The sequence below is a fragment of the Methylocella sp. genome, from assembly GCA_037200525.1.
Classification (GTDB): Bacteria; Pseudomonadota; Alphaproteobacteria; order Rhizobiales; family Beijerinckiaceae; genus Methylocapsa.
Map to the genome: position 1 here is coordinate 4,447,890 of JBBCGG010000001.1, position 18,189 is coordinate 4,466,078.

Annotated in this window: 11 protein-coding genes; 7 read left to right on the forward strand and 4 right to left on the reverse strand. The window is 59.5% G+C overall.

Translation table 11 applies throughout. The features are described 5' to 3' along the window. The first annotated feature begins 214 nt into the window (after positions 1–214). The 6 genes from WDN46_21910 (at position 215) to greB (ending at position 11,278) form a co-directional block, all read left to right on the forward strand. Positions 215–1,561, forward strand: coding sequence for an efflux RND transporter periplasmic adaptor subunit (locus WDN46_21910; protein ID MEJ0095965.1), 1,347 nt, complete (start codon positions 215–217; stop codon positions 1,559–1,561). Positions 1,562–1,610: 49 nt separating this feature from the next. Beyond that, on the forward strand, positions 1,611–4,730 hold the full coding sequence (locus tag WDN46_21915; GenBank protein MEJ0095966.1) for an MdtB/MuxB family multidrug efflux RND transporter permease subunit: 3,120 nt from the start codon (positions 1,611–1,613) through the stop codon (positions 4,728–4,730). Beyond that, positions 4,727–8,014, forward strand: coding sequence for an efflux RND transporter permease subunit (locus tag WDN46_21920; GenBank protein MEJ0095967.1), 3,288 nt, complete (start codon positions 4,727–4,729; stop codon positions 8,012–8,014). Before WDN46_21915 ends, WDN46_21920 begins: the two co-directional genes overlap by 4 nt. A gap of 86 nt (positions 8,015–8,100) precedes the next feature. Beyond that, entirely contained in the window at positions 8,101–9,054 is a 954-nt protein-coding gene (locus WDN46_21925; protein ID MEJ0095968.1) for an acetyl-CoA carboxylase carboxyltransferase subunit alpha, read from the forward strand. Positions 9,055–9,309: 255 nt separating this feature from the next. Next, positions 9,310–10,704, forward strand: coding sequence for a murein L,D-transpeptidase family protein (locus tag WDN46_21930; GenBank protein ID MEJ0095969.1), 1,395 nt, complete (start codon positions 9,310–9,312; stop codon positions 10,702–10,704). A 31-nt stretch (positions 10,705–10,735) separates the two neighbouring features. Then, positions 10,736–11,278, forward strand: coding sequence for a transcription elongation factor GreB (greB, locus tag WDN46_21935; protein ID MEJ0095970.1), 543 nt, complete (start codon positions 10,736–10,738; stop codon positions 11,276–11,278). Positions 11,279–11,315: 37 nt separating this feature from the next. On the opposite strand, the gene WDN46_21940 is transcribed toward greB, so the two are convergent. Continuing rightward, on the reverse strand, positions 11,316–12,932 hold the full coding sequence (locus WDN46_21940; protein ID MEJ0095971.1) for a fumarate hydratase: 1,617 nt from the start codon (positions 12,930–12,932) through the stop codon (positions 11,316–11,318). A 142-nt stretch (positions 12,933–13,074) separates the two neighbouring features. On the opposite strand from WDN46_21940, the gene WDN46_21945 reads away from it, so the two are divergent. Then, entirely contained in the window at positions 13,075–14,073 is a 999-nt protein-coding gene (locus WDN46_21945; protein MEJ0095972.1) for a glucokinase, read from the forward strand. 36 nt (positions 14,074–14,109) lie between these two features. On the opposite strand, the gene ptsN is transcribed toward WDN46_21945, so the two are convergent. The 3 genes from ptsN to lptB form a co-directional block, all read right to left on the reverse strand. Then, on the reverse strand, positions 14,110–14,574 hold the full coding sequence (gene ptsN, locus WDN46_21950) for a PTS IIA-like nitrogen regulatory protein PtsN (protein ID MEJ0095973.1): 465 nt from the start codon (positions 14,572–14,574) through the stop codon (positions 14,110–14,112). An 808-nt stretch (positions 14,575–15,382) separates the two neighbouring features. Next, positions 15,383–16,936, reverse strand: a complete 1,554-nt coding sequence (gene rpoN, locus WDN46_21955) for an RNA polymerase factor sigma-54 (GenBank protein MEJ0095974.1) — start codon at positions 16,934–16,936, stop codon at positions 15,383–15,385. 178 nt (positions 16,937–17,114) lie between these two features. Beyond that, on the reverse strand, positions 17,115–18,068 hold the full coding sequence (lptB, locus tag WDN46_21960) for an LPS export ABC transporter ATP-binding protein (GenBank protein ID MEJ0095975.1): 954 nt from the start codon (positions 18,066–18,068) through the stop codon (positions 17,115–17,117). Positions 18,069–18,189: the final 121 nt, after the last annotated feature.

The window sequence follows — 18,189 nt, forward strand, 5'->3', positions numbered from 1 at the left end:
CAACGGAGAATTGATTCGAAAAAATGCCCCTTTCTGTCGCATAGATTGAATCACATTCAGTTGGCGATATGATTGATCGGCGCTTCGATCTTAGGCTGGACGCAATGTTGCGAAATCCTCATGCCTCGGAAAGCGGACGGCAATCCGTTTTGAGCGATAATTGGTTGGGATAACTCTCCCAAAGCGCAGCGAAGCAGGCACTGGACCAAAAACCATGGATGATCGCCCCCGCACGACAGAAAACGAGGCTACAAACGAGTTTTCTTTTCGCGAGAAATACACGCCTGGCGAGAAGCTTGCGCCGCACGACCCGCAGATCAATCCCACTTCCCGGCCAAAATCACGGCTGCGGCCGATGCTTTTGCTTATCATCGCGGCTCTGATCGCTTACGCAACTTATCGTCTTGTAACCAGCCCCCATGCGCCCCCTGAATCGACTCGCGCTCTGCAGCACAGCGCGGCTCTGCCCGTCGGCGCGGCGACCATAGGACAAGGCGACATAAATGTTGTCGTGAATCAGCTCGGCACAGTGACCCCGCTTGCCAACATCACGGTGAAGACCCAGGTCAATGGTCAGCTCCTCGAAGTCGGATTCAAGGAAGGCCAGATCGTTAAGAAAGGCGATTTCCTGGCGCAAATCGATCCGCGCCCATTCCAATTGTCCGAGCGGCAGCTGGAAGGGCAGCTCGTGCACGATCAGGGCCTGCTGGATCAGGCGCAACTGGATCTGACGCGCTTCCAAACTCTCGTCAAACAGGAATCGATTGCGCGGCAGCAGGCCGAGGATCAGGCTTTCCTGGTGAAGCAATCTGAAGGCTCCGTCAAAAGCGATCAGGCCCAAATCGACACCCAGAAGCTAAATCTCATCTATGCACGGATCGTCTCGCCAATAGATGGGCGCGTCGGGCTGCGTTTGGTCGACGCCGGCAATTATGTGCAGACGACCGATGCCGGTCTCGCGGTGGTGACCCAGCTGCATCCGATTTCGGTGATTTTCACCGTTCCAGAGGATTACTTGCCGGAGATCATGGCGCAGATGAAAGCCGGGCAGTCCCTTGAAGTGACGATTTATGATCGCGCCAATATAAACCGCCTCGCGGTCGGAAAAGTCACGAATCTGGACAATCAAATCGACACGACGACCGGCACAGTTAAGCTTCGCGCCGAATTCGACAATCTCGACGATGCGCTGTTCCCCAACCAGTTCGTCAACGCGCGTCTGTTGATCAAAACCTTGAACAACGTCGTTACGGCCCCAGCGACCGCCATTCAGCGCGGCGCGCCCGGAACTTTCGTCTACCTCATCAACGCTGACGGCACAGTCTCCGTGCGGCCGGTCCAGCTCGGCCCACAGGATGGAGCCATGACCGCCGTTACCTCGGGATTGGTCCCCGGCGACCGCGTCGTCGTCGATGGCGCCGATCGCCTGCGCGATGGCGCGAAGGTCTCCGTCCCCGCCGCCAACGGCGACGCGGCGGCTTCCGCTCAAGGCGCGCCCGCTGAGGCCAAGCCGGAAAAGGGCCGCCGCGGCGATCGCGCCCGCCAACAAAGCGCGCCATGATCGCAGGCGCGACGCCTTTGCGTCCAAGGTTGGGTCCAGGATTGGCTAAATGAATCCCTCAAAGCTGTTCATTCTGCGGCCAGTCGCGACGACGCTGTTAATGGTGGCGATCCTGCTCGGCGGCGGCGTCGCTTATGGATTCCTGCCGCTATCCGCACTGCCGGAAGTAGATTATCCGACGATCGAGGTGCGAACGTTTCTTCCTGGAGCAAGTCCGGAAGTGATGACCTCTTCGGTGACGGCGCCGCTGGAGCGTCAATTAGGCCAAATGCCGGGCCTCAACCAGATGACCTCGTCAAGCTCGGGCGGAGCCTCGGTCATCACCCTGCAATTCAGCTTGGACCTCAGCCTCGATGTCGCCGAACAGGAGGTGCAGGCCGCAATCAACGCCGCGAATAATCTTCTGCCCGCCGACCTGCCGACGCCGCCGGTCTACGCCAAGGTGAATCCGGCGGACGCCCCGATCATGACGCTCTCGGTGACGTCGAAGACCTTGCCTTTGACCGATCTCGAGGATCTCAGCGAGACTCGGCTGGCGCAAAAAATTTCGCAGCAGCCGGGCGTCGGGGCCGTCGACATCAGCGGCGGCCAGAGGCCCGCCGTGCGCATTCAGTTCAATCCGCAGGCCCTCGCCGCCTATGGCCTCAACATCGACGATCTTCGGACAATTATCGGCAACGCCAACGTCAATTCGCCCAAAGGCAATTTCGACGGTCCCGCCCAGGCCTCGACGATCAACGCCAACGACCAGATCACCAGCATCAAGGATTATGGCGATTTGATTGTCGCTTATCGCGACAGCGGCCCGGTGCGGATGTCGGATGTAGCGACGATCATCAACGGCCCGGAGAACACAAAGCTGCGCGCGTGGGCGAACGATGCGCCGGCGATCATCCTCAACATCCGCCGCCAGCCGGGCGCCAATGTGATCGCCGTCGTGGACGGCATCAAGAAGCTGTTGCCAACGCTCGAGGCGAGCCTACCCGCCGCCGTCGACATCAACGTGCTGAGCGATCGCACCGTCACCATTCGCGCATCCGTCGCCGACGTCGAATTTGAGCTTGCGCTCGCCATCGCGCTCGTCGTCGTGGTGATTTTCCTGTTCCTGCGCAATCTGCCGGCGACGATCATTCCCAGTCTCTCAGTGCCTTTGTCGCTGGTTGGCACGCTGGTCGCCATGTATCTTTTGGGCTTCAGCCTCGACAATCTTTCGTTGATGGCGCTGACCATTTCGACAGGTTTCGTCGTCGACGACGCAATCGTCATGATTGAAAACATCAGCCGCTATGTCGAGGACGGCGACCCGCCCTTGGAAGCGGCGCTGAAGGGCTCCGAGCAAATCGGATTCACCATCATTTCGCTCACCGTCTCATTGCTGGCGGTGCTGATTCCGCTGCTCTTCATGGGCGATGTCATCGGCCGTCTGTTTCACGAATTCGCCATCACTCTGGCCGTCACCATCGTGATTTCGGCGATCGTCTCGCTGACCCTCGTGCCGATGCTTTGCGCGCGATTGATCCATCATCGCCCGGAGTCCCAGCGGACGCGCTTCGACATTGTCGCTGAGCGCATCTTCGACTCCATCGTGGCCGGCTATGGCAAAGCGCTGCGAGTCGTGCTGCGTCACCAGCCGTTCACGCTCTTCATTGCAATCGCGACGCTTGGCGTGACGATTGCGCTTTATGTCGTCATTCCGAAAGGCTTCTTCCCGGTGCAGGACACCGGCATGATCCAGGCGATTTCGCAGGCGTCGCAAAGCATCTCCTTCGAAGCCATGGCGACCCTGCAGCATAAGCTCGGCGACGCTATTCTGGCGGATAAATCGGTCGTCAGCCTGAGCTCTTTCATCGGCGTCGATGGTGATAATACGACGCTGAACAGCGGCCGCTTTCTGATCAATCTCGAGCCGCGCGAAGAGCGCGGCGTCAGCGCGACCGAGGTCATCCGCCGCCTGCAAAAAGAGGTCTCCGGAATCCCCGGCGTGGAGCTCTACATGCAACCGGTGCAGGACCTGACGATCGATTCCAATATCAGCCGCGCCCAATATAATTTTATTTTGCAGAACGCCAATCCTGGCGAATTCGAGACTTGGACGCCGCGCCTTCTGGAGCGGCTGCGCCAGATGCCAGCGCTCGCCGACGTTGCAAGCAACACGCAGGCGCAAGGCCAAGCCGTGGATCTCGTCATCGATCGCGCCACCGCCGCCCGCTTCGGCATAACGCCGGCCAGCGTGGATAATGCGCTTTATGACGCATTCGGTCAGCGCATCGTCTCGACCATCTACACGCAATCAAACCAATATCGCGTCATCATGGAGGCGACTCCAGACCTGCAGCGCGAGATCGACAATCTTTCCGCTTTTTATCTGCCGTCATCATCGTCCGCCACCAACGGACAAGTGCCGCTTTCCGCGATCATCCACGTCGAACAACGCCCCGGTCCTTTGTTGATCAGCCATCTTGGCCAGTTTCCGGCGACGAACATCTCGTTCAACGTCGCGCCCGGCTATTCCCTCGGCGCGGCCGTCGACGCCATTGAGCAAGCCAAGGTCGACATCGCCCTGCCGGAGAGCTTCGTCACCTCGTTCCAAGGCGCCGCCGCCGCGTTCCACTCGTCGATGTCGAATGAACTCTTCCTCATCATCGCCGCCGTGGTCACCATGTATATCGTGCTTGGCGTTTTGTACGAGAGCTTCATCCATCCGATTACGATTCTCTCGACGCTGCCTTCGGCGGGCGTCGGCGCCTTGCTCGCCTTGATGGTCTTTGGCGGCGAACTCGACGTCGTCGCCGTTATCGGCATCATCTTGCTCATCGGCATCGTCAAGAAGAACGCGATCATGATGATCGATTTTGCGCTCGACGCTGAGCGCAACGAGGGACTTCCGCCCGAGGAAGCCATTTACCAGGCGTGCCTGCTGCGGTTTCGTCCGATCCTGATGACGACCATGGCGGCGCTGCTCGGAGCCTTGCCTTTGATGATTGGAACCGGAACCGGCTCAGAGCTGCGTCATCCCCTCGGCGTCGCCATCGTCGGCGGCCTGATCGTGAGCCAGGTGCTGACCTTGTTCACGACGCCGGTGATCTATTTGTATTTCGATCGTCTCGCGATGCGGCTGCTCGGACGATCGGCCGCCCATCCGCTTGCCGCAGGCGAGAGCGCCGAATGAACCTTTCCGCCCCTTTCATAAAGCGGCCGGTGGCGACGTCGCTGCTTACGATCGGGATTGCCTTGGCGGGCTGTCTCGCTTTCATGAGATTGCCCGTTTCGCCGTTGCCGCAAGTCGATTTTCCCACGATTTCGGTGCAGGCGACGCTCCCTGGAGCCAGCCCTGAGACAGTGGCGACGAGCGTCGCCAGCCCGCTGGAGCGCCATCTCGGCCAGATCGCCCACATCACCGAAATGACCTCGCAGAGCGGCGTCGGCCAGACGCGCATCACGCTGCAGTTCGATCTTGATCGCGACATCGACGGCGCGGCGCGCGACGTTCAGGCGGCGATAAACGCGGCCCGCGCCGATCTGCCGGCGGATCTCGTCACCAATCCAACATATCGCAAGGTCAATCCGGCCGATGCGCCGATCCTTATCCTCGCGCTCACGTCCAAAACGCTCACGCGCGGGCAGATGTATGATGCGGCGAGCAATGTTCTCCAGCAAAGGATCTCGCAGCTCGACGGCATTGGTCAGGTCATCATCGGCGGTTCCGCCCTACCCGGCGTCCGCGTCGAGATCAACCCCAATGCGCTGTCCAAATATGGCATCGGGCTCGAGGACGTGCGGGCGGCGCTTGCGTCCGCCAACGCCAACAGCCCGAAAGGCGCGATAGAAAACGACCAGAAACACTTCCAGATTTACACCAATGATCAAGCGGCTCATGCCGCTGACTATATTCCTCTCGTCGTCGCTTATCGCAATGGCGCCCCTGTCCGCCTTACCGACATCGCCGACGTGGTGGATTCGGTCGAAGACCTGCGCAATGAAGGCTTGGCCAACGGCGAAAAATCCGTGCTGGTCATCTTGTTTCGCACGCCGGGCGCCAACATCATCGACGCCGTCGACCGCGTGAAAGCCGAGCTGCCGCATCTCCAAGCGGCGATGCCGAGCGATATGGAAATCACCCTCGCCTCTGATCGCAGCAATACGATCCGGGCATCCTTGCATGACACTGAAAAGACCTTGGTGATCGCGGTCATCCTCGTCACGCTCATCGTCTTTTTGTTTCTGCGCGATATCCGAGCCACAATCATTCCGTGCATTGCGGTGCCGCTCTCCATCATCGGCACGTTCGCCGGAATGTATTTGCTGGATTTCAGCCTGAACAATTTGTCCTTGATGGCGCTGACCATCGCCACAGGCTTCGTGGTCGACGACGCGATTGTGGTTCTCGAAAATATCACCCGCCACGTCGAGGGGGGCATGAATCGGGTCGAAGCAGCGTTGCGCGGCGCCGGCGAGGTCGGATTTACGGTGGTGTCGATCAGCATTTCGCTCATCGCCGTCTTCATTCCGATCCTCTTCATGGGCGGAATTCTTGGCAGGTTGTTTCGCGAGTTCGTCATCACGCTCTCGCTCTCCATCCTCGTTTCGCTCATGCTATCATTGACCCTGACGCCAATGATGTGTGCGCTTTTTCTGAGGCCGAAGCCGCACGCGGAAACAGGGAGGCGCCGCTTCGACCCATTCGCCGCTCTTCTGCGCGGTTATGAGCGAAGCCTTGGCTGGGCGCTGGACCATGGCAGCATTGTAATGCTGGTCCTCTTCGCCACTATTTGCCTCAACGTCGCGCTATTTTGGGTCGTGCCGAAAGGCTTCTTCCCGCAGCAGGACACCGGCCGCATAACAGGCAGCATTCAGGCCGATCAGAGCATCTCGTTTCAATCGATGCGGCAAAAGCTTGCGCAGCTGATGTCGATTGTGAACAGCGACCCGGCGGTGGACAGCGTAGTCGGCTTCACCGGCGGCGGCGGCGGCTCGCAGACAAATACTGGATCGATCTATGTCAGCCTGAAGCCGACGGAGCGACGCGACGTAACCGCCGACGAGGTCATTGCGCGCTTGCGCCGCAAGCTTGCGCAAGTGCCGGGCGGACAGCTCTTCCTGCAGGCCGTGCAGGATATTCGCATCGGCGGCCGCCAGAGCAACGCTCAATATCAGTTCACCCTGCAGGGCGATACGACGAGCGACGTCTACGCCTATACGCCCAAACTCGTCGAGGCGTTGCAGCACAGTCCCGTACTGGCCGACGTCAATTCCGATCAGCAGCAGAAAGGCCTGGAGACGGAGATTATCATCGATCGCGACACCGCCTACCGCCTTGGGATCACGGCGAGCCAGATCGACAATACGCTCTATGACGCATTTGGGCAGCGCCAAGTCTCAACCATCTATAGCGCGATCAATCAATACCATGTCGTGATGGAAGTCGCGCCGCGCTATTGGCAAGATCCGGCGATTCTGAAGGATATCTACGTCAGCACCTCGGGCCAAAGCCCCAGCGGCACGGCGACAACCAATGCGCCGGGCGGCACGGTTGTCGCCACAGCTGTGCAAGCCGCAACCACCGCCGGAGCGAGCGACTCGGCGCGCAATGCGACGACGAACTCTTTGGCCAATACGGGCCATGGCAGCGCCTCCTCCGGCGCCGCGGTCAGCACCAGCGAAGAAACAATGGTCCCTCTCGCAGCCTTCACCCATTATGGACCGGGCCATACGCCTTTGGCGGTCAACCATCAGGGCCTCTTTGTCGCGAGCACCATTTCTTTCAATCTGCAGCCCGGCGCCTCGCTGAGCGATGCGACCGCAGAAATCCAGCGCGCAATTCGGGCCATCGACATGCCAGCCACGATGCACGGCACCATGCAAGGCAATGCGCGGGCTTTTGAGGACTCGCTCGCCAACCAAGGTTTTCTGATCCTGGCCGCGCTGGCGACGGTCTATATCGTTCTGGGCGTTCTTTACGAGAGCTACATTCACCCAATCACGATCCTCTCCACATTGCCTTCCGCAGGGGTCGGGGCGGTGATGGCGCTTATGCTGTTTCATGTCGAATTCAGCATCATCGCTCTCATCGGGGTGATATTGCTCATCGGCATCGTCAAAAAGAACGCGATCATGATGATCGACTTCGCGCTGGAGGCGGAGCGCGGCGAGGGGCTTTCTCCGCATGACGCGATCTTTCGCGCTTGCATGCTGAGGTTCCGTCCGATCATGATGACGACGTCCGCCGCGTTGCTTGGGGCCGTGCCGCTCGCCCTGAGTTTCGGCGACGGCGGCGAGATCCGGCGTCCGCTCGGCATCGCCATCGTCGGCGGCCTGATCGTCAGTCAGCTTTTGACGCTTTACACAACGCCGATTCTCTATCTCTATCTTGACGAATTCAGGCTATGGTTGAAGCGGCAGCAGCGGCGGGTGTTTCCGGGCCTCTCAGATCCCGCAGCGGAGACCCGACTCTGACGCAAGGCTGAACCGCCGGCGAGGGTTCCTTGACTTCAGACGCCAGAATGGCCAGTTTCCGGCCTCCTTTAACCTATCCGGCGCAGATGCGAAGTTATCTCGATTTTGAAAAACCCGTCGCTGAACTCGAAGCGAAGGTCCAAGAACTGCGCGCTCTCGCGGCGCATGGCGATGCCGTCGCCATCGGCGACGAATTGGCGCGACTCGAAGGAAAAGCGGAGAAAGCGCTGTCCGATCTCTATGCGAATCTGACGCCCTGGCAGAAAACCCAGGTTGCGCGGCATCCGCAGCGGCCGCATTTCAGCGATTACGTCAAAGCCCTCATCACCGATTTCACGCCTTTGTCCGGCGATCGCCAATTTGGCGAGGACGCGGCGATCATTTGCGGTTTCGGGTGGTTTCGCGGGCGCTCCGTCTGCATCATGGGCCAGGAGAAGGGCACGGACACCGCGGCGCGCATAAAGCATAATTTTGGCATGGCGCGGCCCGAAGGCTATCGCAAGGCCGTTCGCATCATGCTGCTCGCCGAGCGTTTCAATCTGCCGGTGATCTCGCTCGTCGATACGCCCGGCGCTTTTCCCGGCATCGACGCCGAGGAGCGCGGTCAGGCCGAGGCCATCGCGCGGGCGACCGACGCGTCATTGGCGCTCGGCGTGCCGAATATCGCCGTCATCGTCGGCGAAGGCGGATCTGGCGGCGCAATCGCCATCGCCACCTGCAACCGCGTTCTGATGCTCGAGAATGCGATCTACACCGTGGCGTCGCCAGAGGCGTCGGCGTCGATCCTGTGGCGCGATTCCGCGCGGGCCGAAGACGCGGCGACAAATATGAAAATCACTGCCCAAGATCTGCTTAAATTCGGGATCATAGATAGAATCATTACCGAACCCGTCGGCGGCGCCCACCGCGATTCAGACGCGATGGCGGCGACAGTTGGAGATGCGATCGAAGAAGCGCTAAAAGATCTTGGACATCTGTCGGTCGACGAACTGAGATCGTCCCGATCCTATAAGTTCTTGAATATGGGGCGAAAGATATAAAAACGGGCGGGTCCGCAGGCCCCGGGCAAGCTTCCCGCCAACACTAAATTTTAAGATAAAAGTTTGCATAATCCGGACATAAGTCGGGCTTAAGGTAACGTGCTGATAAGGTTGCCGCTAGTAACCCAGCGAGGGACGTCGCGAAAATCCCTTCGCTCAACGGGCCAGAAACAGATGCGCTGCACTTCTTTCGTCCGCCATTTTGGCGCTTCCAGCCGGTGTTTTGGCGCGTTTGCGCTCCTCGCGTCCGCGGCTTTGTTTCTGGCCGGCTGCAACGAGGATAGCGTTGGCGGCGGCGCGACCAGCGCGCGAGCCAACGCGCCCATCGCCCCCCAGACTTTGGCTCTGATGGAGCAGATAGGCACGACGAAGAACGCCCCGGTGCTGATCCGCACCTATAAGAAAGAGTCAGAACTCGAAATCTGGAAAATGAAGGCGGATGGGCGCTACGCGCTTTTGAAAACCTATCCGATGTGCCGCTGGTCGGGCCAGCTTGGACCCAAGACGCACGAAGGCGATCGCCAGGTGCCGGAAGGCTTTTATTCGATCACGCCGGCGCAGATGAACCCCAATTCAGCCTATTATCTGTCGTTCAACGTCGGCTATCCCAATGCCTATGACCGCGCCCTTGGACGCGACGGCGGTTCGATCATGGTGCATGGCATTTGTTCGTCGGCCGGCTGTTTCTCGATGACCGACCCGCAAATCGGCGAGATCTACGCGCTCACGCGGGAGGGATTCTCGGGCGGCCAGCGCGAGATCCAGATGCAGTCTTATCCGTTCCGCATGACCGCCGAAAACCTCGCAAAATACCGGCTTGATCAGAACATCGCCTTCTGGAAGCAATTGAAGGAGGGATCCGACAATTTCGAGGTGACGCAGCAAGAAGTCAAAGTCGGCGTTTGCGACAAGCATTATGTCTTCAACGCAGTTCCCGTTGCTGGCGAACGTTTCGACCCCACGGGCGCCTGCCCTGGACTGAAACGCGACGACGAAGTGCGCGGCCTGGTGGCCGAGAAGGAAAAACGCGACGAAGTCAAAGTCGCCGAACTCGCGGCGCAGGGCGTGCGGCCAGTGCACACGATTTACGTCGATGGCGGTCAACATCCAAGTTTTGCCTCGCTCTCGGCCTTTTCAAGCCGCCCCGAAGCTCTGGCGCACCCCCCGGTTGAAATTGCGCTCGACGAAGGCAAGGCCAGCGACGACAAGAGCAAGAAGGGCAAGACATCGGCGCTGGCGCAAATGGCGGCGCTGAAAGCCAACCCAAACCCGGCTGCGCCTGACATCAACGGCAACCAGGGCGATCCTGCGGATGTGACCGGAGCCATCGCGGAGCCGGCAAAGCCGCAAACCTCCATTTTCAGCCGCTTCTTCGGCGAGAAGCCGGCTGAAAAGGCGGTCGACCAGGCGCCGGCGCCAGTCATCGCCATCAACGAACCTCTGGTTCCCCAATTCGCCGATGTGCCTTTGCCGCCTCGCCGCGGCGACGTTGTTGGCCTCGCCGCCAAGCCGCAGGCAGCTGTTTCAGGCTCGGCGGCTGCCGGGACGACCGTCAAGCCGCAGACGGAACCTGCCGCCGACAAGCCCCTCACTGGCGCTATGGGAAATGCGCCGGCCGGGGTCTCCTCGGTCGCCCAAGCCGAGCATTGAAACCTCGATAATTGCGGCCCATCTTGCTCTGATGAGCAAAGCTTTCACCAAGGAGACCGAGACCGAAGTCGAGTTTGAGGATGAGATCCCCGAGCTCCCCGTCGGGGTCAAGAATTACATCACGCCCGAGGGTCTGCAGCGGCTGACCGATGAATTCAATCAATTGCATCAGATCGAGCGGCCCAAAATCGTAGAAACCGTGTCTTGGGCGGCAGGCAACGGCGATCGATCCGAAAATGGCGATTATATTTACGGCAAGCGCCGGCTGCGCGAAATCGACCGCCGGATGCGTTTTCTCCGCAAACGGATGGAGATCGCCGAAGTCGTCGACCCCGCCCGCCAGAAAACGCGCGACCGGATCTTTTTCGGCGCCAAAGTCGATTATCTGACATCGCAAAATGAGGCCAAGACGCTGCGCATCGTCGGCATTGATGAAGCGCGGTCGGAACTTGGCGAAGTCAGCTGGATCTCTCCGATCGCCAAGGCGCTATTGAAAGCCGAAGAAGGCGATATCGTCGAGGTGCGCACGCCTAAAGGCGTCGAGTGGATCGAAGTGGTGAAGATCGAATATTGATCCGCTTGAGGAGAGATCAGAGAGACGCCTTAAGACTTCACCCCAAATTCAGCTCTTTGAAAAAGTCGTTGCCTTTGTCGTCGATGACGATGAAGGCCGGAAATTTCTCGACTTCGATCCGCCAAACCGCTTCCATCCCGAGTTCGGGATATTCCAGAACCTCGACCTTCTTGATGCAATCCTGCGCCAGCCGCGCCGCCGCGCCGCCGATCGAGCCGAGGTAAAAGCCGTGATGTTTGGCGCAGGCATTTCGCACCTGGGCAGATCTGTTGCCCTTGGCGAGCATCACCATCGAGCCGCCGGCGCTTTGAAACTGCTCGACGTAGGAATCCATGCGGCCGGCCGTCGTCGGGCCGAAGGAGCCCGAGGCGAAGCCTTGCGGCGTTTTCGCAGGGCCGGCGTAGTAAACGGGGTGATCTTTGAAATAGGCCGGCAGAGCCTCGCCGCGCTCTAGCCTTTCGCGGATTTTGGTATGGGCGAGATCGCGAGCGACGACCATCGGGCCGGTTAGCGAAAGCCGCGTCTTGATCGGATGTTTCGACAATTCAGCGAGAATTTCAGGCATTGGCCGGGTCAAATCGACTTCGACGACCGAGCCGCCGAACGCAGCCTCGTCAACCGGCGGCAGGAAGCGCGCCGGATCATGTTCGAGTTCTTCGAGAAAGACGCCATGCCGGTTGATCTCGCCGAGCGCCTGACGATCGGCAGAACAAGAAACGCCCAATCCGATCGGCAGCGATGCGCCATGGCGCGGCAAGCGGATCACCCGCACGTCGTGGCAAAAATATTTGCCGCCGAACTGCGCGCCGACGCGCAAGTCCTGGGTCATCCGCAAAATTTCGGCCTCCATCTCCAGATCGCGGAAGGCGTGGCCGTCTTCGCCGCCTTGCGTCGGCAATTCATCGAGATAATGCGTTGAGGCCAGCTTGACGGTCTTCAGGTTCAGCTCAGCCGATGTGCCGCCAATGACGATCGCAAGGTGATAGGGCGGGCACGCGGCCGTCCCCAAGGTCAGGACCTTTTCTTTTAGAAACTCCAGCAGGCGGTCCCGCGTCAAAAGCGAGGGCGTTCCCTGGAACAAATAGGTCTTGTTGGCCGAGCCGCCTCCCTTGGCGACAAAGAGGAATTTATATGCGTCTTCGCCCTCGGCATAGATCTCGATCTGCGCCGGCAAATTGGTCTTGGTGTTGATTTCCTCGAACATGCTGAGGGGAGCCAGCTGCGAATAACGCAGATTCTTCTTGTCATAAGCGTCCCTGATGCCCTCGGCGATCGCGCTGGCGTCATCGCCGTCGGTAAACACCAGCCTGCCCTTCTTGCCCATGACGATAGCGGTACCAGTATCCTGGCACATGGGCAAAACGCCGCCTGCGGCAATATTGGCATTCTTCAGAAGATCATAGGCGACGAATTTATCGTTCGAACTCGCCTCGGGATCGTCGAGAATTTTAGCGAGCTGCGCGAGATGGGCCGGCCGCAGCAAATGATTGATGTCGATCATCGCCGCTTCGGCGAGAGCGCGGATCGCTTCTCGCTCAACCACGAGAATTTCGCGCAGTCCAAAGGATTCAAGCCGCACGCCATTGCAGGCGAGCTTGCGGAAAGGGGTCTTGTCCTTGCCGAGCGGGAACGGCGAGTGATATTGGAACGTCATCTTGCTGGCCTCATGCATCAATCATCGGATATTTTAGATGCCGGCGGCCCCCTGTCCAAGGAAACCTTTGCAAGCCCGGCGCGTCCTCCCCTTTTCGCGGACGCGGCTCGCGCCTTGCCCTCACGCACGAAAGACTGATCGTTTGGATTTCCCCTTTCCGGTTCTCCTTTGTGACATCGGCGGCACCAATGCGCGTTTCGCCCTTGCGCCCGAGCCCGGCGCGAAGCTACAGCCGGGGCCGCGTCTCAAAACCGCAGCCTATCCGAGCTTCGAGGCCGCGCTGGCTGTCGCGTTCGCCAGCTTTGGCGCTAAACCGCGCTCGCTTATCGCCTGCGCCGCCGGGCGCGTCGCGGGACGCAGCACAAAGCTGACTAACGCAAATTGGTCTATCGATGGCCCGAATGTGGCGGCGGAGCTGGGGCTCGCTCAAGGTCTGCTGCTGAATGATTTCGAGGCGCAGGCCCTGGCTTTGCCCGCGCTTCAGCCCGGCTGGACGACGCCAATCGGCGCTCCCGTAGACGCGCTGGCCGGCCTCCAGCTTATCATTGGGATCGGGACTGGGCTCGGCGGAGCCGCCTTGATCGAGGTAGAGGGACGCCACCTAGCGTTGCCGATGGAGCCCGGACATGTCGATTTCGGCCCGGTCGGAGCCGAGGAGACCGCGATCTGGCCTCATATCGACATAGCGGCGCACGGTCGCGTCAGCGCCGAAACGATTCTGTCCGGTCAAGGTCTCGTCCGGCTTCACCGCGCACGTTGCGCGACAGCCGGTCAAGCTAAGCCCTCATTGGATGAAATTGCGCTGATCGCGCAAGCTCATGCGCAGCCAGATGGCGAAGCAGCGCGAACGCTGCGGCTGATCTGGAGCCTCGCCGCAAGGCGGGCCGGCGATCTCGCTATTGATTTGCTGGCCACAGGCGGCGTGACTTTCTCGGGCGGGATTTTGCCGCGGCTCATCGCCTTCCTGGAGCCCCAGAAATTTCGCGCCCGCTTCGAAGATAAGGCGCCCTTCGGCGAGATGATGCGAGGCATTCCCGCCCGCCTGATCGTGGCCGACGATGTGGTGCTTTCCGGCATGGCGGCTATAGCCGCCGCGCCGAGCGCTTATATCGTTGATTATGGCCAGCGCGCCTGGAGATGAGTTTGCCGCGCGGCGATGTCGCGGATCTTGAACGGTTTAAGCTGCGTGGGTCGCCGTCTCTTCAGTCAAGACCGCATAGAGCGCATTGGCGTCGCGGGCGGCTCTAAGCTTGGCCGTAACCGCTGGATCGCGCAGCATGCGCGCAAGGCGCGCCAGCGCTTTCAAATGATCGGCGCCAGCTGATTCCGGGGCGATCAGCAGGAAGATGAGATCGACGGGGGCCCCATCCAATGCTTCAAAATCAATTGGGCGCGCAACCCTCGCGAATATTCCGAAAATCGATTTGGCTCTCGCCAGCTTGGCGTGAGGAATGGCTATTCCATCGCCGGTACCGGTTGAGCCAAGACGCTCGCGCTGAACCAGCGCATCAAGGATCTCCCTCGCGGGAAGATGCGAAAGAGCCGCAGCTTTCTCGCTCAGTTCCTGCAGCGCCTGCTTCTTCGAGCTCGCTTTGAGCGAGGGGATGATCGCCTCTGGGCTGATCAATTCAGTCAACAACATAAGTTCAAGCAATCTGATCTGCGCCCGCTTGGGAATTTAGGCTATTCGGCAATTTGGGTTGATCGATGGCGGGCGTCTATCGGCAATCCATTATTGCTGTCTTCGCGCGACCTTACGCCCGGCGAGGATCGATCCATCCGTTGTGACGGCGATGCGCGACATCGGTCCGGCCATCGCTGGCATGGCCAAAAATTACTAAGGGCGAATGTGTCAATTCTAGCTCCATGACGGCGCTGGAAACAGTCATCTCTTTAAACGATGAAGCGTATTCGACGATGACCGCCGCAAGGTGCGATCATTGGGAAATGCGGAATTTTCTGACTCGATCGGGCGCTGGGCGACGATCTGACCGGTCGCATATTTTGAGATGGTCGACTCGATCCGCGCCTGAACATGGGCGCGAGGCTCCTCGCCGGTGCCCCGATTCTTGCCTGAGACGCGCAATGTCCCTAGCCATTCCCCGCTTTGCGGCAACAGCAATTTTTTGAGCCTCACCTCTTTGTAGCGATTACCAAACGGTTAAGAGTCTCTTGATGCAAAGTCAAGAATCTCGTGTCCCGCACATTGCTTTCATGCGGCCAAGTCTTGGAGCGCGAGGCTGAAAAAACGGAAAGACTTCGCAGCGAGATCACCCGTTAAAACAAATAGATAGAAAGCGCAATCGATTCAACTTTAAGCGAGGCGGCGCCATCTTGGCTTAGGGCATTTACTCACGCTTTTTTATTGCAGCGCTGCCGCCATCACTTGGAATGATTCCATGTTGCTGCGATGGCTCGCGCGTCAAAACGTCTCGACCGCTCGCGGAAACTTACGCTTTCTCGCGGCGCCTTTCTACGGACGATGGGATTTTCAGACTTTCACGATATTTGGCGACCGTGCGGCGCGCGATATCGACATTGACTTCCCTGAGTTTAGCGACGATCGCATCGTCGGAAAGAACGCTGTTCGGACTTTCCCGATCGATCATATGCCGGATGCGAAATCGCACCGATTCGGCGGAATGGGCGTCGCCGCCATTCTGCGAGGCGATCGAAGCCGTGAAAAAATATTTGAGCTCAAATAGGCCGCGGGGCGTCGCCATATATTTATTCGAGGTGACGCGCGAGACTGTCGATTCATGCATGCCAATCGCGTCCGCGATGGTTTTCAGATTGAGCGGCCGCAGATGTTCGACGCCGCGAACGAAAAACGCATCCTGCTGCCGCACGATCTCGCTTGAGACTTTAAGGATCGTGCGCGCTCTTTGCTCAAGGCTCTTCGTCAACCAGTTGGCGGTTTGCAGGCAGTTTGACATAAAGGTCTTGTCTGCATCATTGGGTTTGCCTTTAGTCACCCGCGTCGCATAAGCATGATTGACGAGAAGACGCGGCAAAACTTCGGTGTTTAGCTCGACATGCCATGAGCCGTCAGGCAAGGCGCGCACAACGACATCAGGCACAAGAGGCTGGATCGAGCCGCCGCTGAAGGCCCGTCCCGGCTTCGGATTGAGCCGCCGGATCTCAGCAAACATGTCAGCGACGTCTTCTTCATCGACATTGCAGATCTTGCGCAGGGCAAGAAAATCGCGTTTCGCCAAAAGGCCAAGATTGGCGACCAACGCCTTCATGGCCGGATCGAACCGATCGCGCTCGCGCAATTGAATGGCGAGGCACTCCGCGAGATCGCGCGCGCCGACGCCTGGGGGATCGAACGCCTGAATCAGCGTCAAAACCCCCTCGACGCGCTCGATGGGCGTATGCAGGCGCGCGGCCGTCTCGGAGAGAGAATCGGCGTAATATCCGGCATCGTCGATGGAATCGATAAGGATTTGGCCAATCAGGCGGTCAATTTGATCCGTCGTGGCGAGCGTCAACTGCGCCGTCAGGTGATCCTTGAGATTGATTTCCGCCGCCACATAGGCTTCGAGATTAGGCGCGTCACCATCGCCGCCGCCCCCGCCGCTCGCAGACGATCCGGACCAGGAGGTCGCCGAAAGGCCCAAGCCCTCGAGGCGGTCGACAGGCTCAAGCGGAGCCTTCACCCGGTCATCATCGAAAGCATTGGATAATTCGGTGCCAAGGCTCGCCTCTAGGGCGCCTCGGTCCGTCGCGAAGGACTCCGAATTCCAATCGCCTTCGGCAGCTTCGTTAAAATCCTGACTGGACGCCTCCGCCGTCTCGATGCCTTCAATGCCGGCGATCAGCTCATGCCGGTCAGGCGCGTCATCGGCGCGTTCAAGCAAAGGGTTGCGCTCAAGTTCTTCCTGGACGAAGGCGGTCAGCTCCATATTGGAGAATTGGAGAAGCTTGATCGCCTGCAAAAGCTGCGGCGTCATGACCAGGGACTGGCCCTGGCGCATAATGAGCTTGGTGCTGAGCGCCATCATAAACTCGACTTTGAACCATATCGGCTATCGCAAGAGCGCCAGACGGCCATGGCGGCCCGTTTCTTGCTTATAGCACAAGTTATGTGGTTGTATCTCAGCGATGCAACTATTTTCGGGCGCACGCGGCGATTGAGGGATGGAAGCCCCAATGTCAGCCCCTCGACGAAGCATCCAATCAGAGCTGAAAATCTTCACCAAGATAGAACCGGCGGACGTCCGGGTCCGCGACAATGTCGCTCGGCGTTCCCTGGGTCAGCACCTTGCCCGCGTGTATGATATAGGCGCGATCGATCAGTCCTAAGGTTTCGCGAACATTGTGGTCAGTGATAAGGACGCCGATGCCGCGCCGTTTCAGATGCTGGACGAGAATTTGAATATCGGCGACGGCAATCGGGTCGATTCCCGCGAAAGGCTCGTCGAGCAGGATAAAGGACGGCCGGCTGGCCAGGGCGCGCGCTATTTCGCAACGGCGCCGCTCGCCGCCCGAAAGGGCGATCGACGGCGATTTGCGCAAGGACTTGATGTCAAATTCTTCGAGCAGCGCTTCGAGCTCGACAACGCGCTTGCGCTTGTCGGGCTGCGTAATCTCCAGAACGGCCCGAATATTGTCCTCGACGCTAAGCCCCCTGAAAATAGAGGCTTCCTGCGGCAAATAACCGATCCCAAGACGTGCGCGCCGATACATCGGAAGCCGCGTCACATCGTGGCCGTCAAGCTCGATGCTGCCGCCGTCCGGCCGGATCAGCCCCGTGACCATATAGAAAAGGGTCGTCTTGCCAGCGCCGTTCGGCCCAAGCAGGCCGACCGCCTCGCCGCGGCGCACGATCATGCTCACATCTTCGATGACGCGGCGCATCTTATAGGCTTTGCGCAAATGACGAACAGCGAGAACGCCGTCCAAAGCCGCTTTGGAGGCGAACGCGGCCGACTCGGGCTCCCTTTCGAGGTCGGACATCATGTTCTGCGGGTTTAATGCCGCTTGCCGCGGCGTCGGCGCCAACTCCGCCGCATTCCAATCGGCGAGGGTCGTGGAGCTCTCCTCTTTGATCAACAATGCGCTGAAGCCGGCGGGTCCCGCCGCCGCCCGGCGAGTCGCCCCGCGCTGGAACAAACCGCGCAGCCCGATCATGAACGCCGACGGAAAAAAGCGAGGCGAGCGTACAAGCACGGAAATCCTTCGTCGAATTGTCGCCGTGAAGCTTCCGGCTTCATTCTGATGCCGCATGCCTCTCGATTGGCGCATGGCCCAA